The sequence below is a fragment of the Sulfitobacter sp. 1A12157 genome, from assembly GCF_043557345.1.
Lineage (GTDB): Bacteria > Pseudomonadota > Alphaproteobacteria > Rhodobacterales > Rhodobacteraceae > Sulfitobacter.
On record NZ_JBIFFV010000001.1, the window covers coordinates 288746 to 312003 of the forward strand.

General features: G+C 63.4%; 19 protein-coding genes. 11 read left to right on the forward strand and 8 right to left on the reverse strand.

The window, feature by feature from the left end; translation table 11 throughout:
* Positions 1–15 precede the first annotated feature (15 nt).
* The gene (gene serA / locus ACGYLC_RS01510) at positions 16–1611 is read left to right on the forward strand and encodes a phosphoglycerate dehydrogenase (RefSeq protein WP_394421248.1); all 1596 of its coding nucleotides are present in this window, start codon (positions 16–18) and stop codon (positions 1609–1611) included.
* 135 nt (positions 1612–1746) lie between these two features.
* The gene (locus tag ACGYLC_RS01515) at positions 1747–2475 is read left to right on the forward strand and encodes a metallophosphoesterase family protein (RefSeq protein WP_394421250.1); all 729 of its coding nucleotides are present in this window, start codon (positions 1747–1749) and stop codon (positions 2473–2475) included.
* 5 nt (positions 2476–2480) lie between these two features.
* Here ACGYLC_RS01515 and tdh read toward each other — a convergent pair whose 3' ends face one another.
* From tdh to ACGYLC_RS01530, 3 genes are all read right to left on the reverse strand, one after another.
* Positions 2481–3521, reverse strand: coding sequence for an L-threonine 3-dehydrogenase (tdh, locus tag ACGYLC_RS01520; protein ID WP_394421252.1), 1041 nt, complete (start codon positions 3519–3521; stop codon positions 2481–2483).
* Entirely contained in the window at positions 3521–4705 is a 1185-nt protein-coding gene (locus ACGYLC_RS01525) for a glycine C-acetyltransferase (protein WP_394421255.1), read from the reverse strand. Before ACGYLC_RS01525 ends, tdh begins: the two co-directional genes overlap by 1 nt.
* Positions 4706–4799: 94 nt before the next feature.
* Entirely contained in the window at positions 4800–5366 is a 567-nt protein-coding gene (locus ACGYLC_RS01530; RefSeq protein ID WP_394421809.1) for a helix-turn-helix domain-containing protein, read from the reverse strand.
* A gap of 115 nt (positions 5367–5481) precedes the next feature.
* On the opposite strand from ACGYLC_RS01530, the gene ACGYLC_RS01535 reads away from it, so the two are divergent.
* The gene (locus ACGYLC_RS01535; protein ID WP_394421257.1) at positions 5482–6663 is read left to right on the forward strand and encodes an acetyl-CoA C-acyltransferase family protein; all 1182 of its coding nucleotides are present in this window, start codon (positions 5482–5484) and stop codon (positions 6661–6663) included.
* Between the two features lie 33 nt (positions 6664–6696).
* Here ACGYLC_RS01535 and ubiB read toward each other — a convergent pair whose 3' ends face one another.
* Together ubiB and ubiE are read right to left on the reverse strand one after the other, a co-directional pair.
* Entirely contained in the window at positions 6697–8229 is a 1533-nt protein-coding gene (gene ubiB, locus ACGYLC_RS01540; protein ID WP_394421258.1) for a 2-polyprenylphenol 6-hydroxylase, read from the reverse strand.
* Complete coding sequence (gene ubiE, locus ACGYLC_RS01545) at positions 8229–8981, reverse strand: bifunctional demethylmenaquinone methyltransferase/2-methoxy-6-polyprenyl-1,4-benzoquinol methylase UbiE (RefSeq protein WP_394421260.1); 753 nt, start codon at positions 8979–8981, stop codon at positions 8229–8231. Before ubiE ends, ubiB begins: the two co-directional genes overlap by 1 nt.
* Positions 8982–9081: 100 nt before the next feature.
* On the opposite strand from ubiE, the gene mutM reads away from it, so the two are divergent.
* The 8 genes from mutM (at position 9082) to gyrB (ending at position 18643) form a co-directional block, all read left to right on the forward strand.
* Positions 9082–9933, forward strand: a complete 852-nt coding sequence (mutM, locus tag ACGYLC_RS01550; RefSeq protein ID WP_394421261.1) for a bifunctional DNA-formamidopyrimidine glycosylase/DNA-(apurinic or apyrimidinic site) lyase — start codon at positions 9082–9084, stop codon at positions 9931–9933.
* 64 nt (positions 9934–9997) lie between these two features.
* On the forward strand, positions 9998–10774 hold the full coding sequence (locus tag ACGYLC_RS01555) for an enoyl-CoA hydratase (protein ID WP_394421262.1): 777 nt from the start codon (positions 9998–10000) through the stop codon (positions 10772–10774).
* 174 nt (positions 10775–10948) lie between these two features.
* On the forward strand, positions 10949–11212 hold the full coding sequence (gene rpsT / locus ACGYLC_RS01560) for a 30S ribosomal protein S20 (RefSeq protein WP_067261164.1): 264 nt from the start codon (positions 10949–10951) through the stop codon (positions 11210–11212).
* Between the two features lie 520 nt (positions 11213–11732).
* The gene (gene dnaA, locus ACGYLC_RS01565; RefSeq protein WP_394421264.1) at positions 11733–13094 is read left to right on the forward strand and encodes a chromosomal replication initiator protein DnaA; all 1362 of its coding nucleotides are present in this window, start codon (positions 11733–11735) and stop codon (positions 13092–13094) included.
* 162 nt (positions 13095–13256) lie between these two features.
* A complete protein-coding gene (gene dnaN / locus ACGYLC_RS01570; RefSeq protein WP_394398095.1) occupies positions 13257–14375 on the forward strand; it encodes a DNA polymerase III subunit beta in 1119 nt (372 codons plus the stop codon).
* A gap of 59 nt (positions 14376–14434) precedes the next feature.
* Positions 14435–15532: a DNA replication/repair protein RecF gene (recF, locus tag ACGYLC_RS01575; protein WP_394421266.1), complete on the forward strand. Its 1098-nt coding sequence runs from the start codon at positions 14435–14437 to the stop codon at positions 15530–15532.
* Entirely contained in the window at positions 15529–16149 is a 621-nt protein-coding gene (locus tag ACGYLC_RS01580) for a LysE family translocator (protein ID WP_394421268.1), read from the forward strand. The genes recF and ACGYLC_RS01580 overlap by 4 nt, the downstream gene beginning before the upstream one ends.
* Before the next feature lie 79 nt (positions 16150–16228).
* On the forward strand, positions 16229–18643 hold the full coding sequence (gene gyrB, locus ACGYLC_RS01585) for a DNA topoisomerase (ATP-hydrolyzing) subunit B (protein WP_394421270.1): 2415 nt from the start codon (positions 16229–16231) through the stop codon (positions 18641–18643).
* Between the two features lie 106 nt (positions 18644–18749).
* On the opposite strand, the gene ACGYLC_RS01590 is transcribed toward gyrB, so the two are convergent.
* From ACGYLC_RS01590 to ACGYLC_RS01600, 3 genes are all read right to left on the reverse strand, one after another.
* Positions 18750–20939, reverse strand: a complete 2190-nt coding sequence (locus ACGYLC_RS01590) for an NADP-dependent isocitrate dehydrogenase (RefSeq protein WP_394421272.1) — start codon at positions 20937–20939, stop codon at positions 18750–18752.
* Between the two features lie 149 nt (positions 20940–21088).
* Positions 21089–21745, reverse strand: a complete 657-nt coding sequence (locus ACGYLC_RS01595; RefSeq protein WP_394421273.1) for a YitT family protein — start codon at positions 21743–21745, stop codon at positions 21089–21091.
* An 84-nt stretch (positions 21746–21829) separates the two neighbouring features.
* Positions 21830–23257, reverse strand: coding sequence for a nodulation protein NodH (locus ACGYLC_RS01600; RefSeq protein WP_394421275.1), 1428 nt, complete (start codon positions 23255–23257; stop codon positions 21830–21832).
* Position 23258 lies beyond the last annotated feature (1 nt).

Below are 23258 nucleotides of genomic sequence, written 5' to 3' on the forward strand. Positions count from 1 at the left end.
TGAAGGACCAGACAGATGGCTCCCAAAGTACTCATCTCCGACAAACTCTCCGAAGCTGCCGTTCAGATCTTCCGCGACCGCGGCATCGACGTGGATTTCCAGCCCGATCTGGGCAAGGACAAAGACAAACTGGCCGAGATCATCGGCAATTATGACGGCCTCGCCATCCGCTCGGCCACCAAGGTGACGGAAAAGATCCTCGCCAATGCGCCGAACCTCAAAGTCATCGGCCGCGCGGGCATCGGCACTGACAACATCGACAAGGAAGCCGCCTCGAAACAGGGTGTGATCGTGATGAACACGCCCTACGGCAACATGATCACCACCGCCGAACATGCCATCGCGATGATGTTCGCCGTGGCACGCCAGATCCCCGAAGCAAGCGCCTCCACCCATGCTGGCAAATGGGAAAAGTCCAAGTTCATGGGGGTCGAGCTGACCGGCAAGACCCTTGGCGTGATCGGCGCGGGCAACATCGGCGGCATCGTCTGTGACCGCGCGCGCGGGCTGAAGATGAAGGTCGTGGCCTATGACCCCTTCTTGGGCGAGGAGAAGGCCGAGAAGATGGGCGTCGAGAAGGTCGAGTTGGAGGAGCTTCTCTCGCGCGCCGATTTCATCACCCTGCACGTTCCCTACACCGAGCAGACCGCGAACATCCTGAGCCGTGAGAACCTCGAGAAGACCAAGAAAGGCGTGCGCATCATCAACTGCGCCCGCGGCGGTCTGGTGGACGAGGAAGCGCTGGCCGATCTGCTGAAATCGGGCCATGTGGCGGGCGCGGGTTTTGATGTGTTTGCTGAGGAACCGGCCAAGGAGAACCCGCTCTTCAACCTGCCCAACGTGGTCTGCACCCCGCACCTCGGTGCCGCGACCACCGAGGCGCAAGAGAACGTGGCCCTGCAAGTGGCCGAACAGATGTCCGACTACCTGCTCACCGGGGCCGTGACCAACGCGCTCAACATGCCCTCGGTCACCGCCGAGGAAGCCAAGGTCATGGGGCCGTGGGTCAAGCTTGCTGGCCACCTCGGCGCTTTCATTGGCCAGATGACGGACGAGCCGATCAAGGCGATCAACATCCTCTATGACGGCTCTGTCGCCAAGATGAACCTCAAGGCGCTGAACTGCGGCGTTGTGGCGGGCATCATGAAACGCGCCAACCCGGACGTGAATATGGTCTCCGCCCCCGTGGTCGCGCGTGAAAAGGGCATCCAGATCTCGACCACCAACCAAGACAAATCCGGCGTCTTCGACGGCTATGTGAAAGTGACTGTGGTGACCGAAAAGCGCGAACGCTCCATCGCGGGCACTGTCTTCTCGGACGGCAAGCCGCGCTTTATCCAGATCAAGGGCATCACCATCGACGCCGAGATCGGGGAGCACATGCTCTATACCACCAACGAAGACGTGCCGGGCATCATCGGCACGCTGGGCCAGACCATGGGCGAAAACGGCGTAAACATCGCCAACTTCACCCTTGGCCGCCACACCGCCAAGGGCGAGGCGATTGCCCTGCTCTATGTCGACGATCAGGTGCCCGAGACGGTAATCGGCAAACTGCGCGACACCGGCATGTTCCGGCAGATCAAGCCGCTGCAATTCGACGTGGCCTAAGCACCGCACGACCTGCACAATCTGGAAGCGCCCCCTCGTGGGGCGCTTTTGCTTTCGGGGGCATCTTGCGCCTCAGCCTTCCCTTCCCCGCCGCTTTGCGGCATCACGAGGGGGTGCAGAAGGACAGGAACGATCATGCCCAGCCCCATCTACGCCATCGGAGACATCCACGGTTACGCCGCCGAGCTTGAGCGCGTCTTGACCCTGATCGAAGAAGACGGCGGGCCGGAGGCGCAGATCGTCTTTCTGGGCGACTACACCGACCGCGGCCCCGACAGCAAAGCGGTGATCGAACGGCTGGCCCAGGGCAAGGCCGAGGGCCGCAACTGGACCTTCCTGATGGGCAATCACGACCGCATGTTCCGCTGGTTCATGGAGGATTTCCCCCGCCACGATCCGCTGCTGCTGGTTGAGCTTAACTGGCTGAACCCGCGTTTGGGCGGCGACACGACGCTGAACTCCTACGGCGTGTCGGTCAGCGGGCGCGACCGGATGTCAGAGGTGCATGAGAAAGCCCGCGCAGCGGTGCCGCAGAGCCATGTGGATTTCCTCAAGACCCTCGCCCTGTCGCATCAAACGCCCGACCTTTTCTTTGCCCATGCGGGCATCCGCCCCGGGGTGCCGTTAGGCGATCAGCGCGAGAATGATCTGTTGTGGATCCGCAAGGAGTTTCACCAATATATCGCGCCGCATCCCAAGCTGATCGTCCATGGCCACACGCCGGTCGACAGCGCCATGCACTATGGCAATCGGGTGAACCTCGACACCGGGGCGGGCTATGGCAAACCGCTCTGCGCGGCGGTGTTTGAAGGGGAGGACGTTTGGGTTCTCACGCAGCAGGGGCGCAATCGCCTGCGCCCCTGAGCGGTTCAGGTCCAGTCCAGCACCACCTTGCCCGACCGCCCCGATTTCATCGCGGCGAAACCCTGTTCGAAATCGTCGACCCCGAAGCGGTGCGTGATGATCCCCGAGACATCCAGCCCGTTCTCCAACATGGCGATCATCTTGTACCAAGTCTCAAAAATCTCGCGGCCGTAGACGCCCTTGATGGTGATCGCCTTGAAGACGATGCGGCTCCAGTCCACCGGCGATTTGCCCGGCGGAATGCCCAGCATCGCGATGCGCCCGCCCATGGTCATCGCCTCGACCATTTGATCGAGCGCCTGCTGGTTGCCCGACATCTCGAGGCCGACGTCAAACCCCTGTTTCATCTTCAGCTTGCCGATCACCGCGCCCAGGTCTTCCTTGGCCACGTTCACCGGCACCACATCGGCGACCTTTTCCGCCAGCGCCAGACGGTCGGGGTTCACATCCGTGATCACCACATGCCGTGCGCCCACGTGCCGCGCCACCGCGGCGGCCATGATGCCGATCGGCCCCGCGCCGGTGATCAGCACGTCCTCGCCCACCAGATCGAAGCTGAGCGCCGTGTGCACCGCGTTGCCCAAAGGATCGAGGATCGCGCCGATGTCGTCCGAAATCTCGTCCGGCAGCGGCACCACGTTGAAGGCGGGCAGACGCAGGTATTGCGCAAAGGCCCCCTGCTCGTTCACCCCGATGCCCCGCGTCGCGGGGTCGAGGTGGAACTTGCCCGCGCGGCTCTGTCGCGACTGTTTGCCGATCAGATGCCCCTCGCCCGAGCAGCGCTGGCCGACCTCCAGCCCCTCGACATTGCGGCCAAGCTCGACGATCTCGCCCGCAAATTCATGGCCGGTTATCAGCCCCACCGGCACGGTCCCGGCAGCCCAGTCGTCCCAGTTCCAGATGTGGATGTCGGTGCCGCAGATGCCGGTCTTGTTGATCTTGATCAGCACATCGTCGGGGCCGATCTCGGGCACCGGGGCATAGGTCATCCATAGCCCCTCGCGCGGGTGAAGCTTGGCCAGTGCCTTCATCTCATTGGTCGCCATCAAATCACCCCGCAGGCCTTGCCGGCCGTCTCAAAGGCTTTCAGCGCGCGGTCGAGTTGCTCGCGCGTCAGGGCCGCGTTCATCTGGGTGCGGATGCGCGCTTGACCGCGCGGCACCACCGGGAAGAAGAAGCCGGAGACATAGACACCTTCCTCGAAGAGCTTGGCCGCCATGTCCTGCGCCAGTTGCGCCTCGCCCAGCATGACAGGCACGATGGGGTGCTCGCCCGGGAGCAGGTCAAAGCCCAGCTTCTCCAGACCCGCGCGCCAGTACTCAGTGTTCTCCAAAAGCCGCGCGCGCAGGTCGTCGCCTTCTTCCACCAGTTCCAGCGCCCGAATACCGGCGCGCACGATCGACGACGGCAGCGAGTTCGAGAACAGATAGGGTCGTGCGCGCTGGCGCAGCAGGTCGATCACCGGCTGTGGCCCCGCGATGTAGCCGCCGATGGCGCCGCCGAGCGCCTTGCCCAGCGTGCCGGTCACGATGTCGACCTTGACGCCGTAATGCGCCGGCGTGCCCGCGCCCTTCGGCCCCATGAAACCGGTGGAATGGCAATCGTCGACCATCACCAGCGCCTCGTATTTCTCAGCCAGCGCTACGATCTCCGGCAGCTTGGCCAGATAGCCGTCCATCGAGAAGACCCCGTCGGTGGCGATCATGATGAACCGCGCCCCGTCCGCGCGGGCCTGTTTCAGCTTGGCCTCGAGATCCGCCATGTCGCTGTTGGCATAGCGGTAGCGCTTGGCCTTGCAGAGCCGGATGCCGTCGATGATCGAGGCATGGTTCAGCGCATCCGAAATGACCGCGTCCTCCGGCCCCAGAAGCGGCTCGAACAGCCCGCCGTTGGCGTCGAAACATGCGGCGAAGAGGATCGAATCGTCGTGGCCGAGGAAATTGGCCAGCTTCTGCTCCAGCTCGCGGTGGATGTCCTGCGTGCCGCAGATGAAGCGGACCGAGGCCATGCCGAAGCCCTTTTCGTCCATCGCTTCCTTGGCCGCCGCGATCAGCTCGGGGTGATCGGCAAGGCCAAGGTAGTTGTTGGCGCAAAGGTTGATGACCTCGCGGTCGCCCACGGCGATCTCGCCGCCCTGCGGGGTGGTGATGAGCCGCTCGCGCTTCATCATGCCCTCGGCGTCGATCTCGGACAGGGTGTCGGTGACATGGGATAGAAATGCTTGGGTCATGAGGCTCTCCTTTTCAGAAGGCATCTACCATAACGGAGGCTGTTCCGAAATAGAGGATTTCCGGAATGGCGGATTTTTTCCGATATATCGGAGGTCAGGCGTCCTGCACGACCAGAAAGGCGCGCACCGGCCCTTCGGTGGCGCGGATCGCATGGGGCACGTCGGCGGCATAGCGCGCGGTGTCGCCAGCCTGCAGCCGCTCGGTCCCGCTGCCGCTGGTGACCTCCACCGCGCCTTCGAAGACGCTGAGATGCTCGCGCGCGCCGCGGGTGTGGGGCGCACTGTCGAGCACGCCGCCCTCTGCGATGAGCAACTCGTAGACCTCGTGATGCCCAGCCTCCTCGGGCGGGGAAAGAATGCGGATGCGGCAGCCGTCGCCCAGATTGTTGATCGTCGGCACGGCGGCGCTGCGCAGCACTTCGATCTGCGGCTCGCCGGGGGCGGCGTCGAGAAGGCCGGCGAAATCCACCTGCAAAGCGCGGGTCAGGTTCCACAGCGTGGCGATGGTCGGGCTCGACTCACCGCGCTCGATCTGGCTGACCATGGAGCGCGACACGCCCGAAAGCTTCGCCACGGCATCAAGCGACAGCCCCTGCCCCTGCCGCGCCTCTTTCAGGCGGGCGGGCAGCTGTGTCAGGATCTTGTCGGTGTTGTCCGTCATGGCGGATATGTCGCGCGGCACCTCGCTCCTGTCAAGCCGCCGCATGACGGGACGTTTCGCCTGACTTTGCCTTGCCCGCCCCCCATAGTGCCGCCAACGATCAGAGGAGAGTTTCATGTCAGACGATATCGTCATCCTGAGCGGCGCACGCACCGCCATCGGCACTTTCGGCGGCGCGCTTGCCGCCATCCCGCCCACCAAGCTGGGCAGCACCGTCGCGGCGGCAGCAATGGCGCGCGCGGGCGTCGATCCGGCGCAGATCGGCCATGTCGTCTTCGGCACCGTCATCAACACCGAGCCGCGCGACATGTACCTCAGCCGCGTCGCCGCGCGCGACGCGGGCGTGCCCGACGAGGTGCCAGCAATGAACGTAAACCGGCTCTGCGGCTCAGGCGTGCAGGCGCTGGTCTCGGCCACGCAAAGCCTGATGCTGGGCGATGCGGACTTCGCGCTTGCTGGCGGCGCCGAAAGCATGTCGCGCGCGCCCTATGTGCTGCCCGATGCCCGCTGGGGCCAGAAGATGGGCGATGCACGCAGCCTCGACATGCTGTTGGGCACGCTGAACTGCCCCTTCGGCACCGGCCATATGGGCGTGACGGCCGAGAACGTGGCAGATGAACACACGATCACCCGCGAAGAGATGGACGCCTTTGCCCTGCAAAGTCAGGAACGCGCGGCGGCAGCCATCGCGGCGGGATATTTCAAGGACCAGATCGTGCCGGTCGAGGTGAAGGTGAAGCGCGACATGGTGGCCTTCGACACCGACGAACACCCCAAGTCCACCACCGCAGAGGCGCTGGCCGGGCTGCGCCCCGTCTTCCAGAAGGACGGCCGCGTCACGGCGGGCAACGCCAGCGGCATCAACGACGGTGCCGCGGCGCTGGTGCTGGCCCGCGCGGAGGCCGCGGAGGCCGCCGGGCTCACACCCCGCGCCCGCATCCTCGGCTACGCCCACGCGGGCGTGCGACCCGAGGTCATGGGCATCGGACCGGTCCCCGCCGTGCGCCGCCTGCTGGAGCGCACCGGGCTGAAGGCCGATGACTTTGACGTGATCGAAAGCAACGAGGCTTTCGCCAGCCAGGCGCTGGCTGTGAGCAAGGAACTCGGCTTTGACCCCGCAAAGGTCAACCCGAACGGCGGCGCCATCGCCCTTGGCCACCCTGTCGGCGCGACGGGGGCGATCATCACGGTGAAAGCGCTCTACGAATTGGAGCGGATCGGCGGTAAGCGCGCGTTGATCACCATGTGCATCGGCGGCGGGCAAGGCATCGCCATGGCCATCGAACGTATCGCCTGAAGGCCGGGGTTGGGGGCCGCGCGGCCCCCTGCCCTAAAGCAGCGCGTCGATCAGGGCGATTGTGGTGGCCCCGGCCACACCGGACATCACCGCAGTCGCCGCGATATAGCGCCAGAAACGCGGGCGGCGCTCGGGCTGCTCCTGAGCCTGCCGGTTCAGCGCCTGCTCGACCAGCCCCGGCAGGCGGGGGCCGAAACGGGCCATGACCATCGCCGTGTCGCGCAGATCAGAGACGATGGCCCGCGGACCGAGCGACTTGGTGATATAGTCGGTCACGATGGGGCTGGCGACTTCCCAGATGTTGATATGCGGGTTGAGCGAGCGGGCGACCCCCTCCACCACGACCATGGTGCGTTGCAGCAAGATCAACTCGGTCCGGGTTTCCATGCCGAAACGCTCGGTCACCTCGAACAGATAGGTCAGCAGCCGCGCCATGGAAATGCGGGTGGCATCCATGCCGAAAATCGGCTCGCCCACCGCGCGCAGGGCGCGGGCGAACTCGTCAACGTCCTTGTCGGCAGGCACATAACCCGCCTCGAAATGCACCTTGGCGACGCGCTGGTAATCACGGCGGATGAAGCCATAGAGAATCTCGGCATAGACCCGGCGGGTGTAGCTGTCGATATGACCCATGATGCCGAAGTCATAGGCGATGATGTCGCCATTGGCGGCGACCTTGAGGTTGCCTTGGTGCATGTCAGCGTGGAAATAACCATCGCGCAGAGCGTGCTGGAGGAAGAGTTGCAGCACCCGTTCCGACAGCGCCACCCGGTCGTGCCCCGCCGCATCCAGCGCGGCATTGTCGCCCAGCGGCAGCCCATCGGCCCAGCCCAGCGTCATCACGCGGCGGCCCGAATAATTCCATTTGATCTCGGGCAGTTGAAACCCGGCGTCATCCTTAGTGTTGGCCGCGAACTCCGACGCGGCAGAGCTTTCGAGCCGCAGGTCCAACTCCCCCCGCACGACGCCGTCGAAATGCTCGATCACCTCCATCGGGCGCAGACGGCGCGACCCGGGCGAGAAAATCTCGGCCATCCGCGCGGCGAGGTAGAAGGCGTCGATGTCCTTGCGGAAGGCTTTCTCGATGCCGGGCCGCAGGACTTTGACGGCAACCTCTTCGCCGGTCTCGGCCAGCCGCGCGTGATGCACCTGCGCGATGGAGGCTGCGGCGACGGGTTCGCTGAACTCGGAAAAGATCGCGCTGACCGGCTCGCCCAACTCCTGCTCCACCGCGCTGCGGGCCAGCGCCATGTCAAAGGGCGGCAGTTTGTCTTGCAGCACGCGCAATTGCACCGCCAGATCGTCGCCCACCACGTCGGGGCGGGTCGACAACACCTGACCGAATTTGATGTAGGCCGGGCCAAGCGCCGTCAGCGCGCGGGTGGCGGGCGGCATCGTCGGGTCGCCCTTGTAGCCCAGCCATTTGAACGGCAGGCCAAGCGCGCGGGCCACGAAACGCAGCGGCGGGGAGGCATCGAAAGCATCCAGCACCACATTCATCGCCCCGGCGCGTTCCAACGTCGCGCCCGTGCGGATCAACCGCCAGATGTTGTGCGGACCGCGCATCAGAGCTTCCAACCCGAATGCAGCGCCGCAATCCCCATCGACAGGTTGCGATATTTGGCCTGACCAAAGCCCGCCGCGCGGACCATCGACAGGAAGGTCTCTTGATCGGGGAAATTGCGGATCGATTCGACCAGATATTGATAGCTGTCGCGGTCCCCCGCGATGGCTTGGCCCATGCGCGGGATCACGTTGAAGCTGTAGAGGTCATAGGCTTTCTGCATCGCCGGGTTGGGCAGTTGGCTGAACTCCAACACCATCAGACGGCCACCGGGGCGCAGCACGCGGTACGCTTCATTCAGCGCCTCTTGGGGGCGGGTCACATTCCGGATGCCGAAGCTGATCGTGTAGACATCAAAGGTGTTGTCGGGGAACGGCAGCGCCATCGCGTCGCCCACCACCCAATCAAGGCTGCCGGTCAGCCTGTCCGCCTCGGCCCGCTGGCGGCCTTCGACCAGCATCGGCTCGGTCAGGTCGAGCACGGTGGCATGGCCGCGCCCGGCACGTTTGAGGAATTTGAAAGACACATCGCCAGTGCCCCCCGCCACATCGAGCAGTTTCTGACCGGGGCGCGGGGCGAGCCAGTCCATCATCGCCTCTTTCCAGACGCGGTGGATCCCGATGCTCATCACATCGTTCATGATGTCGTATTTGCTGGCGACAGAGTTGAACACACCCTGCACGCGCCCGGCCTTTTCATGTTCGGGCACGGTCTCGAAACCGAAATGGGTTGTTTTGTCAGCGTCCTGGGTCATCTGCTCTTGCGATCCTCTGGTTCTGTCCCTTGTTATAGGGTGCCGGGGGGCAGGGACAATGCGTGCCTTTTGTCACAGGCAAGCCAGAGGGGAAACCGAGATGCCGGAACTGCCAGAGGTCGAAACCGTCCGCCGGGGACTGGTCCCTGCGATGGAGGGCCAAGTGATTGCCCGCGCCGAGGTGAACCGCCCCGACCTGCGCTGGCCCTTCCCCGAGCGGATGGCGGAACGGCTCACCGGGCAGCGCGTCGGGTTGCTGCGGCGGCGGTCAAAATACATCCTCGCCGATCTGGAAAGCGGGGAATCGCTCTTGGTGCATTTGGGCATGTCCGGGCGGATGCTGGTTTCGGGCGACCCTTTGGGGCAATTTCAGCACGACCACCCCGCGCCCGAGAAACATGACCATGTCGTGTTGCATATGGGTAACGGTGCGCGGATCACCTTTAACGACCCGCGCCGTTTCGGCGCGATGGATTTGATGCCCACCGCCGGGGCCGAGACGCACAAGCTGCTCGCCTTGCTCGGGCCGGAACCCTTGGGCAACGACTTTCACGAAGCGCATCTGGTCGCCGCGCTGAAAGGCCGCAACACGCCGATCAAATCTGCGCTGTTGGATCAGCGGATCGTGGCGGGCTTGGGCAATATCTATGTCTGCGAAGCGCTTTACCGCGCGGGGATTCACCCGGCCCGCAAGGCCGGGCGCATCTCGGCTGCGCGGGTCGCCGGGCTGGTGCCGATCATCCGAAACGTGCTGACGGATGCGATCACGGCGGGGGGATCGTCGCTCAAGGATTTTCGGCAAGCGGATGGCGAATTGGGCTATTTCCAACATAGTTTCGACGTCTATGGCCGCGCGGGCCAAGCCTGCCGCAGACCCGGCTGCGATGGCACCATCGCGCGCATCGTGCAAAGCGGACGCTCTTCCTTCTATTGTCCGCGCTGCCAAAGATAACTTGAAACATGGAGGGGCCGTGGTATGCACATTCCCCTGAGCGCAACAACAAAGAGCATTCTTGATGGCTTACGAAACGATCACCGTGGACGTGGACAACCATGTGGCCCTGATCACCCTGAACCGCCCGGATGCGCTGAACGCGCTCAACGAGGCGCTGCTGGGTGAACTTGCCAAGGCGCTGAAAAGCGCGCAGGAAAACGACAAGGTCCGCTGCATCGTCATCACCGGCTCGGAAAAGGCCTTCGCCGCCGGGGCCGACATCGCGATGATGCGCGAGAAAAGCTTTGTCGACGTCTTCATGGGGGATCTTTTCACGCCCGAAACCGATCAGATTCTGCGCGTGCGCAAGCCGATCATCGCCGCCGTGTCGGGCTATGCCCTCGGCGGGGGCTGCGAATTGGCGATGATGTGTGACTTTATCATCTGTTCGGAAAGCGCCAAGTTCGGCCAGCCCGAGATCAACCTCGGCGTCGTGGCAGGCATCGGCGGCACCCAGCGTCTGACACGGCTGGTGGGCAAGTCCAAAGCGATGGACATGAACCTCACGGGCCGCTTCATGGATGCCGAAGAAGCCGAACGCTCGGGGCTCGTGTCCCGCGTGGTGCCGGTGAAGAAACTGATGGAAGAGGCGCTCGGCGCCGCGACCAAGATCGCCGAGAAGTCGATGATCTCGGCCACCGTGGTCAAGGAATGCGTGAACCGCGCCTATGAGGTGCCGCTGAGCGAGGGGTTGCTGTTCGAGCGTCGCATGTTCCATTCGCTGTTCAACACCGAAGACCAGAACGAGGGCATGTCCGCCTTCCTCGAAAAGCGCGAAGCGCAATTCCGCGACAAATAAGCGTCGCCCCCGGCGCGGCTTGCATTGCCGCGCCCGCTGCCTTATAGGCGGCACCAATACATGCGCGTGCAGCCCGCTCTGGCTAGAATCACCTACCCCAAAGGGGGTCCGGATCTCCGGTCGGGTTGGCGTCACGCGTTGCTACGCAACATATGAACCCGAAGGCTGATACTCATGGCAAACACCCGTCAATCCGCTAAACGCGCCCGTCAAAACGAAAAGCGTTTTGCGATCAACAAAGCACGCCGTTCGCGCATCCGCACCTACCTGCGCAAAGTCGAAGAGGCGATCACCTCCGGTGACAAAGAAGCTGCAACCGCCGCTCTGAAAGCCGCCCAGCCCGAGCTGATGCGCGGCGTCACCAAAGGCGTTTTCCACAAAAACACCGCGTCGCGCAAAATGTCGCGCCTGTCCGCGCGGGTCAAAGCACTGGGCTAATTCGGCTTCTCAGCCAAGCCCTTAGAAACACAAGAGGCGCCGCATTGCGGCGCCTTTTTTCGTGCGGGTGCAGCGAAAAAAACACGCCAGAGATTCTTTTCCGGCAATCTCTGAGTCAAGATGGAAGATATGTTGAAGCGAACCGGAAACACTTGCTACCAAAGGTCCAGCGATTCATTTCGCTTGGGGGGACAGGCCCTGAACACGGCGTCAGCCAACTGGCAGAATGCCAAATTCAGGGGGGTGCAAGTGACCGTTCACAAACGGTTCCGCGTACCATCGTGAATGCTGCTGCCAGCACGTTTACCCTGTCGATGAGAACACGAACGGTTCGTTCAGCGCCTCTTGCGCCGGTTTACGGCACATCAGGCGCATGGGCAGGCCATTCTTTAAAAGTCCGAAGGACACAGGTCGGTCATCCGCGTGGGACCGGGTGGATGACCTGTTGCCGGGTGAAACAATTTATGGGCCGAGAACCACTCGGTCTCTGTGCGAAGAGCAAAGCGGGACGTAAGGCACGATGACACTAGATCACTGGGGCGAGATCAAAGAGCGGCTTCTAAAGACCGTGGGGCAGAACAACTACACCACTTGGATTGAACCGCTTGTGCCCGGCGCCGTCGAAGACGGAATCGTGACGCTCAAAGTGCCGACAAATTTCTTCGGCAACTACGTCAGCCAGAACTTCTCGGATCTGATTCTGCATGAGATCAACGTGACGGGCACCGATGCCACGCGTCTGAACTTTGCCCTGAATCAGCAGCCCAGCCCCGCCGCCGAAAAGCCCGCCCCGGCTGCGCGTCAGACCTCGGCTGCCGTGAAACCCGCCGCCAATTCGCAGCTCAGCACCGCCCCGCTCGACCCGCGCTTCAGCTTTGACAATTTCGTCGTCGGCAAGCCCAACGAACTGGCCCATGCCGCCGCCCGCCGCGTCGCCGAAGGCGGCCCCGTCACCTTCAACCCGCTGTTCCTTTACGGGGGCGTCGGCCTTGGTAAGACCCACCTGATGCACGCGATCGCCCGCGAGCTGCATGAGCGCAAGCCCGAGATGAACGTGCTCTACCTCTCGGCCGAGCAGTTCATGTACCGTTTCGTGCAGGCCCTGCGCGACCGCAAGATGATGGACTTCAAGGAAATCTTCCGCTCCGTCGACGTGCTGATGGTCGATGACGTGCAGTTCATCGCGGGCAAGGATTCCACCCAGGAAGAGTTCTTCCACACGTTCAACGCGCTGGTGGACCAGCACAAGCAGATCATCATCTCCGCCGACCGCGCCCCGGGTGAGATCAAAGACCTCGAAGACCGCGTGAAATCGCGCCTGCAATGCGGCTTGATCGTGGACCTGCACCCCACGGACTACGAGTTGCGCCTCGGCATTCTGCAAAGCAAGGTGGACGTGCAGCGCAAGACCTACCCCGACCTTGAAGTGGCCGACGGCGTGTTGGAATTCCTCGCGCATCGCATCACCTCGAACGTCCGCGTCCTCGAAGGTGCGCTGACCCGCCTCTTCGCCTTCGCATCGCTGGTGGGCCGCGAGATCGACATGGGGCTGACGCAGGATTGTCTCGCCGACGTGCTGCGCGCTTCCGAGCGCAAGATCTCGGTCGAGGAAATCCAGCGCAAGGTTTCCGACCATTACAACATCCGCCTCAGCGACATGATCGGCCCCAAGCGCCTGCGCAGCTACGCGCGCCCGCGTCAGGTCGCCATGTATCTGTGCAAACAGATGACCAGCCGCTCCCTGCCCGAGATCGGCCGCCGCTTCGGCGGGCGCGACCACACCACCGTCATGCACGGGGTGCGCCGGATCGAAGAACTCAAGGTCTCGGACGGGCAGATCGCCGAGGATCTGGAACTGCTGCGTCGAGCGCTCGAATCCTAGTCATAGCGGCCTGAGGGTTGTCCTCAGGACACGATCAAACAGCGATCGGGGGCGCAGCTTGCGCCCCTCTTGCATTCACTTCAACAAAGCCACAAAAGTTCTTGTGTAAGCGTGGGAACCGGGTAGTTTGCCTCTCCCGGCAGTCGGTATGGGAGAAGGCACATGAAATTCAGCATCGAACGCGCGGCACTGCTCAAGGCCGTTTCGCAAGCCCAATCCGTGGTCGAGCGCCGCAACACCATTCCGATCCTCGCCAACGTGCTGATCGAGGCCGAGGGCAGCGATGTCTCCTTCCGCGCCACCGATCTGGACATCGAAGTGGTCGACAAGGTCGCAGCGCAAGTCGAGCGCGCCGGTGCCACCACCGTTTCGGCCACCCTGCTGCATGAGATCGTGCGCAAGCTGCCCGATGGCGCGCTGATCAGCCTTACATCTGACACCGCCGCTGGCCGCCTGACGGTCGAAGCAGGCCGATCGAACTTCTCGCTGGCGACACTGCCGCGTGAGGATTTCCCGGTCATGGCCTCGTCGGAATATGCCTCGAACTTCTCGGCCCCCGCCCCGGTGCTGCGCCGCCTGTTCGACAAGTCGAAATTCGCCATCTCCACCGAGGAGACGCGCTATTACCTCAACGGGGTCTACCTGCATGTGGCGGATGCCGAGGGCGGCAAGGCGCTGCGCTGCGTGGCGACCGATGGTCACCGTTTGGCCCGGATCGACGCCGAAATGCCCGAAGGTGCGGCGGAGATGCCCGGCGTAATCGTGCCGCGCAAGACCGTGGGCGAGCTGCGCAAACTGCTCGACGATGACGAGATGGAAATCGCGGTGTCCGTGTCCGAGACCAAGATCCGTTTCGCCACCCCGGCCATCACCCTGACCTCCAAGGTCATCGACGGCACCTTCCCCGACTACACCCGCGTGATCCCGCAGGGGAACACCCGCAAGATGGAAGTCGACGCCGCCGATTTCGCCCGCGCGGTGGACCGCGTGGCGACCGTCTCGTCCGAGCGTTCGCGCGCCGTGAAACTGCAACTTGACGAAGACCGCCTCGTGCTCTCGGTCAACGCCCCCGACAGCGGCGCGGCGGAGGAAGAACTGGCCGTGGCTTACGGCGACGAGCGGCTCGAGATTGGCTTCAACGCGAAATACCTGCTGGAGATCGCCAGCCAAGTGGACCGCGAAAATGCCGTTTTCCTGTTCAACTCCTCGGGCGACCCGACCCTGATGCGCGAGGGCACAGATACCTCGGCGGTCTATGTCGTCATGCCGATGCGCGTGTGACGCTGGCGGAAATTTTCACAATTTCCGCGCCGTTTTCTTTCAAAGAAAACAGGTGCTGAATGGCGCAGCTGTCTCTCTCCAACCTTGGCCTTTCGCATTTCCGCTCGCACAAACGCGCGGTGATCGAGGTCGACGCGCGGCCCGTGGCGCTTTACGGGCCGAATGGCGCGGGCAAGACCAATGTGATCGAGGCGATCTCGCTCCTGTCGCCCGGGCGCGGGCTGCGGCGCAGCAGCGCGCAGGACATGGCGCGCCGTCCCGAGGCTCTGGGCTGGAAGGTCACCGGGGTCTTGCACGGACCAAGCGTTCTCCACGAGGTCGAAATCTGGTCCGAGGGTGGTGCCGCCCGGCAAACCAAGATCGACGGCAAAGCCACGGCCCAGACCGCGCTTGGGCGCATCGCCCGGGTGCTCTGGCTTATTCCCGCGATGGACCGGCTCTGGATCGAGGGGGCCGAGGGGCGGCGGCGGTTTCTCGACCGGGTGACGCTTTCGATGCTGCCCGATCATGCCGAATTGTCGCTAAGCTATGAAAAGGCCATGCGCGAGCGCAACCGGCTGCTGAAGGACATGGTGCGCGAGCCCGCGTGGTATGCAGCCCTTGAGGACCGCATGGCCGAGACCGGGGCACAGATCCATGCCAACCGGCAACAAGCCCTCATCGCCCTCGCCACGGCGCAGGAGGAGGCGCAGACCGCCTTCCCCATCGCCACGCTGATGCTGCAAAATGACATGCCCGACAGCGCCGAGGGGCTGCGCCGGGCGCTGTCGGACAACCGGATGCGCGATGTCGCCGCCGGGCGCACGCTGATCGGCCCGCATCGCGCCGATCTTGAGGGCACCTATGCTGCCAAGGGCATCGCCGCGCGGGATTGCTCGACCGGGGAGCAAAAGGCGCTGCTGGTCTCGCTCATCCTCGCCAATGCCCGCGCCATCGCCGCCGATTTCGGCGCGCCGCCGCTTCTGCTGCTGGACGAGGTGGCCGCCCATCTCGACGCCAGCCGCCGCGCGGCGCTCTATGATGAGATCACGGCACTCGGCGCGCAGGCCTGGATGACGGGCACCGGGCCGGAGCTGTTCGACAGCCTCGGAGACCGCGCGCAATACGTCGAGGTCACCGAGGAAGACGGGCTGTCACAGGTGGTGCGTCAGTCATGACCCTCTCCCCTGCCGACCTGCTGCTCTACTGCGGCGCGCTTCTGATCCTCTTCCTCACCCCCGGCCCAGTCTGGCTGGCGATGATGGCCCGCGCGCTCTCGGGCGGGTTTCAGGCGGCTTGGCCGCTGGCGCTTGGCGTGGCGGTGGGCGACATGCTCTGGCCGCTGGTGGCGATCCTCGGGATCACTTGGATCGTCTCGGCCGTCGACACGCTGATGGAGGTGCTGCGTTGGATCGCCGCACTGGTCTTCATCGCCATGGGGCTGGGCCTAATCTGGCAGGCGGGCGCGAAGATCGACACCGACCGCCGCCTCACCCGCCCCGGCATGTGGGCGGGCTTCGTTGCGGGGCTCATCGCGATCCTCGGCAATCCCAAGGCGGTGCTCTTCTACATGGGCGTGTTGCCCGGCTTCTTCGACCTGCGCGAGGTCACCGCCCCGGACATCGCCGCGATCCTTGCGGCCTCGGTCATCGTGCCGCTCCTGGGCAACCTCGTGATCGCGCTTCTCGTGGGCCATCTGCGCGGCTTTCTGACCGCCCCGCGCACCCTGCGGCGGATCAATCTGGCCTCCGGTGCGATGCTGGTTCTCGTCGGGCTGATCATCCCCTTCACCTGACACAAAATATGGGGGGATCGGCGTGACAATCCCCGGCCAAACCACTATAAATCGGGCAAACGATAAGGGTTTTCTCCGCATGTCCGACACTGATCTGACACCACAGGAATACGGCGCCGATTCCATCAAGGTTCTCAAAGGGTTGGAGGCTGTTCGCAAACGCCCCGGCATGTATATCGGGGACACCGACGACGGCTCGGGCCTGCACCACATGGTTTATGAGGTCGTGGACAACGGCATCGACGAGGCGCTGGCCGGTCATGCCGATGCGGTGACGGTCACGATCCACGCGGATTCCAGCGTATCTGTGAGCGACAACGGCCGCGGCATCCCGGTGGGGATCCACGAGGAAGAGGGCGTCTCGGCGGCCGAGGTCATCATGACCCAGTTGCACGCGGGCGGTAAATTCGACAGCAACTCCTACAAGGTCTCGGGCGGTCTGCACGGGGTCGGCGTCTCGGTCGTGAACGCGCTCTCGGACTGGCTGGAACTGCGCATCTGGCGCGAGGGCAAGGAACATGTCGCGCGCTTCGAAGGCGGCTTCACCACCAAGCACCTCGAAGTCGTGGGCGAGACCGACCGCACCGGCACCGAGGTCCGCTTCATGGCCTCGACCGACACCTTCTCGAACATCGACTACAGCTTCGAGACGCTGGAAAAGCGCCTGCGCGAACTGGCCTTCCTGAACTCCGGCGTGCGCATCATCCTGAAGGACGAGCGCCCCGTCGAGCCGCTGCAGACCGAGCTTTACTACGAAGGCGGCGTGAAGGAATTCGTCAAATACCTCGACCGGCACAAACACGCGGTCATGGACGAGCCGATCTTCATCACCGGCGAGCGCGATGACATCGGCATCGAGGTCGCCATGTGGTGGAACGACAGCTACCATGAGACGGTTCTGCCCTTCACCAACAACATCCCGCAGCGCGACGGCGGCACCCATATGGCGGGCTTCCGCGGCGCGCTGACGCGCACCATCAACGCCTATGCCCAGACCAGCGGCATCGCCAAGAAGGAGAAGATCAGCTTTACCGGCGACGACGCCCGTGAGGGTCTGACCTGCGTGCTGTCGGTGAAAGTGCCCGATCCGAAGTTCTCGTCACAGACCAAGGACAAGCTGGTTTCCTCCGAGGTGCGCCCGGCGGTCGAGGGTCTGATGAACGAACGCCTCGCCGAATGGTTCGAGGAGAACCCGAACGAGGCCAAGCAGATCGTCGGCAAGATCGTGGAGGCCGCGCAGGCCCGCGAGGCGGCGCGCAAGGCGCGCGAGTTGACCCGCCGCAAAACGGCAATGGACGTGAACTTCCTTGCCGGCAAGCTCAAGGATTGCTCGGAGAAAGACCCGTCCAAGACCGAAGTCTTCCTCGTCGAGGGGGACAGCGCCGGCGGCTCGGCCCAGACCGGGCGCGACCGTCAGACGCAGGCGATCCTGCCGCTCAAGGGCAAGATCCTCAACGTGGAACGCGCGCGTTTCGACCGGATGCTGGGCAGCCAGGAGATCGGCAACCTCGTCATGGCGCTCGGCACCGGGATCGGGCGGGACGAGTTCAACATCGACAAGCTGCGCTACCACAAGATCGTCATCATGACCGACGCCGACGTCGACGGCGCGCATATCCGGACGCTGCTGCTGACCTTCTTCTACCGCCAGATGCCCGAATTGATCGAGAACGGCCATCTCTACATCGCGCAGCCGCCGCTCTACAAAGTGTCGCGCGGCAAGTCCGAGGTCTATCTCAAGGATGAGGCCGCGATGGAGGACTACCTGATCCAGCAGGGCGTCGACGGCGCCATGCTGCGCCAAGGCAATGGCGAGGAAATCACCGGCCAGGACCTGACCCGCGTGGTCGACATGGCGCGCCAGCTCAAGCGCGTGCTAGAGGCTTTCCCGACCCACTACCCGCGCCACATCCTCGAACAGGCAGCCATCGCCGGGGCCTTTGTCGAGGGCGCGGTGGACAGCGACCTGCAGGGCGTGGCCGACAAGGTCGCCGACCGTCTGAACCTGATCGCGCTGGAATACGAGCGCGGCTGGCAGGGCCGCATTACGCAAGACCACGGCATCCGCCTCGCCCGCATCCTACGCGGCGTGGAGGAGGTGCGCACGCTTGACGGCCGCATGCTGCGTTCGGGCGAGGCGAAGAAATCCGGCAGCTTCACCAAGCACCTGCAGGAGGTCTACGACCAGCCCGCCAAGCTGATCCGCAAGGACCGGAGCCAGATGATCTACGGCCCGATGGACCTCCTCGACGCGATCCTCGCCGAGGGCGAAAAGGGCCTGTCGCTGCAGCGCTACAAGGGCCTGGGCGAGATGAACCCCGACCAGCTGTGGGAAACCACCCTCGACCCAGACGCCCGCACGCTGCTGCAGGTCCGCGTGGAGGATATGGCCGAGGCCGATGATCTCTTCACCAAGCTGATGGGTGACGTGGTAGAGCCGCGCCGCGAGTTCATCCAGCAGAACGCGCTGAGCGTGGAGAATTTGGATTTTTGAGGGCGTGTAGGTGCCCTCAAAGCGCCAGCGCGGCTGCCAAATCTCAAACCGATAATCCGCCGCGCCGCCCAAACAGCGACGCGGCGTTTTCATTTCATTTGGCCGATTACCCGATGATGCCGTTCAGCGTCTCGGAGGGGCGCATTACGCGGGCGGTTTTTTCGGCGTCGGTGTGGTAGTAGCCGCCCAGATCGACAGCCGCGCCTTGGGCCGCGGCAAGCTCGGACAGGATGTCAGCTTCCTTGGCGGCCAAGTCCTTGGCGATGGGTGCGAACTCTGCGGCGAGCTCTGCGTCATCACTCTGCGCGGCGACGGCTTCGGCCCAGTAGCGCGCGAACCAATAGTGGCTGTCGCGGTTGTCGGGCTCACCCACCTTGCGCGAAGGGGAACGACCGTGGTCGAGGATCCCCTGCGTCGCGGTTTCCACGGCATCACCCAGCACGCGCGCCTTCTCGTTGCCGCGGGCATCGGCGAGGAACTTCAGGCTCTCGCCGAGGGCGCAGAATTCGCCAAGGCTGTCCCACCGCAGGTGGTTCTGCTCCATCAACTGCTGAACGTGTTTCGGGGCAGAGCCGCCCGCGCCAGTCTCGAACAGACCGCCGCCGTTCATCAGCTTCACGATCGACAGCATCTTGGCCGAGGTCGCCAGCTCCAAGATCGGGAAGAGGTCGGTCAGGTAGTCGCGCAGCACGTTGCCGGTGATCGCGATGGTGTTCTCGCCTTTGGTGATGGTCTCCAGCGAGGCGCGGGTGGCTTCGCGGGGGGCCATGATCTCGAACTTGGCGGCGACGCCCTGCGCCTCGAGGATGGGCTTCACGTAGGAGATCAACTCGGCGTCATGGGCGCGGTTTGCGTCCAGCCAGAAGATCGCGCGGCAGCCTTCGGCCTTTTGGCGGGAGATGGCAAGGTTTACCCAATCCTCAATCGGCGCCTTGCGCGCGGAGGAAGAGCGCCAGATGTCACCGGCCTCGACCTTGTGCTGGTGCAGCACGGTGCCGTCGTCAAGGATCATCTTGACGGTGCCCGCTTCGGCCAGCTCAAACGTGGTCGGGTGGGAGCCGTATTCTTCGGCCTTTTGCGCCATAAGGCCGATGTTCTGCACCGTGCCTGCGGTGGCCGGATCCAGCTTGCCGTTCTCTTTGAAGAAGTTGATCGCCTCGTCGTAAACCGGCGCATAGGAGTTGTCGGGGATCACGCAGTTGGCGTCATGCTCTTTGCCGTCCGGGCCCCAGCCCTTGCCGCCAGCGCGGATCAGCGCGGGCATCGAGGCGTCGATGATCACGTCAGAAGAGACATGCAGGTTGGTGATGCCCTTGTCGGAATCGACCATATACATCGGCGGACGGTCTTCCATACAGGCGTCGATGTCGGCCATGATCTCGCTCTCGCCCTTCACGCGCTCCAGCAGATCGCCGAGACCGGAGTTGGGGTTCACGCCCAGTTCCTTGAGCTTTTGCCCATGCTTTTCAAATACCGGCGCAAGATAGGCTTTGACCGCGTGACCAAAGAGGATCGGGTCAGAGACCTTCATCATCGTGGCCTTGAGATGCAGCGAGAAGAGAATGCCGTCTTCTTTGGTCTTCTCGATCTGGGTGTTGAGGAAGTCCTTCAGCGCCGCGGCGCTCATGAAGGTCGCATCGACCACGGTGCCGGCGGGATACTCAAGCCCCTCTTTAAGCACCTTTTCCCCGTCCGCGGTTTCCAACACGATCCTGGCGCCAGTCGCGGCGTCAAGCGTGGCCGAAACTTCGTTGGAGAAGAAATCATTGCCGGACATGGACGACACATGCGTCTTGCTGTCCGATTTCCAATCTCCCATGCGGTGCGGGTTGGACTGGGCAAAGCTCTTGACGGCTTTGGCCGCGCGGCGGTCGGAGTTGCCTTCGCGCAGGACCGGGTTCACGGCGGAGCCTTTGATGCCGTCATATTTCGCGCGCACGGCTTTTTCTTCATCTGTGCTCGGCTCTTCGGGGTAGTCGGGCAGCGCGTAGCCTTGGGCCTGAAGCTCTTTGATCGCGGCGACCAGCTGCGGCACGGAGGCAGAGATGTTTGGCAGTTTGATGACATTGGCCTCGGGCGTCTTCACCAGACGGCCCAATTCCGCCAGATCGTCCGACTGGCGCTGTTCTTCGCTCAGATGCTCAGGGAAAGTCGCGAGGATACGGCCCGCGAGGCTGATGTCTTTCGTGCCGACGCTCACACCGGCGGCTTCGGCGAACTTTTTGATGATCGGCAACAGCGAGGCAGAGGCCAGCTCCGGCGCTTCGTCAACTTTGGTGTAGATGATATCGGACATGATTGCTCCAAATTGCTGCATTTGCTGCCCTGATAGCGGAAGAGGCGGCGAAGGTCGACGGTATACCGCAGTATGCGGTGAGGTCGTTTCAGGAAAAGCGGATTTCAGCCTTTTCGACCCGCCACCTAGCGCTGCCTGCGCGCTGCCGTCTAGCGGGCGACGCTGCGCAGTTGCAGAATCTGCATCCCAATCGCCATGGCCGGGCCGATCCCCACGGCGAAAAGCAGCGTGCCGAGACCCAAGGTGCCGCCCAAGGCCCAGCCGATCGCCACGACGGACAATTCGATGCTCATGCGGACCAGCGCGATGGGTTTGCCGGTGACCCGCTGCAGCCCCGTCATCAACCCGTCCCGCGGCCCGGGGCCGAGGTTTGCAACGAGGTAGATCGCGCCGCCAAAGCCAGTCACGAAGACGCCGGTCAGCGCCAACACGGCATTCGCCAGATCGCTGTCGAAGTGGGGCAGGATCGGCAACGCATATTCCAGCACCAGCGCCACGATCACCGCGTTCAGAATGGTGCCGATGCCGGGCGTCTGCATCAGCGGGATCCAAAGCAAAAGAACCACGGCGCTGATCAAGAAGGTGGCAAAGCCAAGGCTCCACCCCGTGATGCGGGTCACCCCTTCGGCGAAAACGGTCCAAGGGCTGACGCCGACACCCGCCGTGACCAAAAGCGCCTCGCCCAAGCCGAACATCAACAACCCCAGAACCAAAAACACCATCGACGCCAATGGCGGCCTGAGCGTGAAGGCTTTGGGCGAACTCCACCGCAGCCGGGGAACAGAGGTGACAGACAGGAAACTCACGGCGCAACCTTCGGCGGAATGCTCAAGATGCCCTGTTGTTCCAGTTCACGTCAGAACCGGCAAGGTCAATCTAGCCTGTACCCCTCACCGCCAGCGCGAAAAGCCGAAGGTCATATAATCCTTCTGATAGGCTTCCGCCGTGAGTGCTTCGATCTCATCGTCATAGATATCGCCGAGCGTGAAGGGGCCGCGCTCCACCATCTGGGGCAGGGCCGGGACGGTGGCATGGCCTTGACCCGCGGCCAAAGCGGGAAGTTCGCTGGCCAACTCCTCTTCGCGGATGATACGGTCGGGCAGGCAGAACGCCCCGAAACCCGCGATGGCTTGGGCCTGAGAACACCATGCAGCATCCACCCGGATTGAGGTTTGCCCGGCCAGATTGCCTTTGAGAAACTTCAGGAAGGCGACAAAAGCGGCGCGATGCGCGTCTCGATCATATTCGGCGTCGGGTCCATCCTTTGGCAGCGGCACCTTGTAGCGCCGCATCAGCGTGTTGCGCAGCTGGCGGTAACTGCCCTCCCCCGTGGTCAGGATATGGCGGCAAAAGGCATCATGCGCGCGCAGGGCGGGATGGCGCAGTACGGTAAAGCCGCGATGCCCGTGCGTTTTGCGTTTCCACTGCCGCAGCTCTTTTTGCGACATCTTATCGCGCAGCGCCTCGCGCGGGACACCATCGAGGGCGGCGAGCCAGTCCAACACCTGTTCCTGCGGGCCGGATTTAATCGGCAGATAGATCAACCCGCTGGTCGCCGCCGCCACATAGGAGGGCACATTCGGCCCGCGCCGTGGCTCGAAATTGGGGGTGCGGGTCAGGTCGAAACGGTCGAGCCGCGCCAGCGCCGCTAGCATCTCGTCATAATTGCTGACCTTGGCCGAGATCGGGCTGGGGTTTTGTTTCTTGAGGTTCTTGTCCAGCCCCTCCAACTGCTCATCCACGCCGAGGTAGCGCGCAAGCCCGTTCATCACCTCAACGCTTTGCAGGTCTTCGTAAGCCACATAGAACGCCGTCTGGCCGGAGATTTGCAAACGGTTCAGTAGCGTGATCTGGAATTGTTGCAGGGCATCCAAATGGGCGCTGAACTCATCGGCGTCAAAGACAGCCTGCGCCACCTTCTGCGCCTTCATATCGGTCAGCTTCCACTGCCCCGTGGCCTGCGCGATCTTCCAACTGACATAGCTGTCGACCGGGTTGCGCGTGAGCACGATCTTGGCGCAGCGCTGATCTTCGACGATATGGTCAAAAACACGCGGGTCGTGGTCGTGAAAATAGCGGAAACCACCCAACGCATCCTGCTGACCCCGGATCGCCGCCAGCAGCTTTTTGGGGTTCTCGTCCCGCGTGGCCTGATCGACGCCAAGGATCGGCTCGCTTTTGGGATAGCCCATGAAGAAAGGGTTAAACGCCTCCCCATGACAGGCGATCCCGGCAAAGGCGTTCAGGTTCGCCTCTAGGAAGTTGGACCCGGTCCGCATCTCGGCGAAGACTACGAAACTGTCGAATTTGTCGCGCATG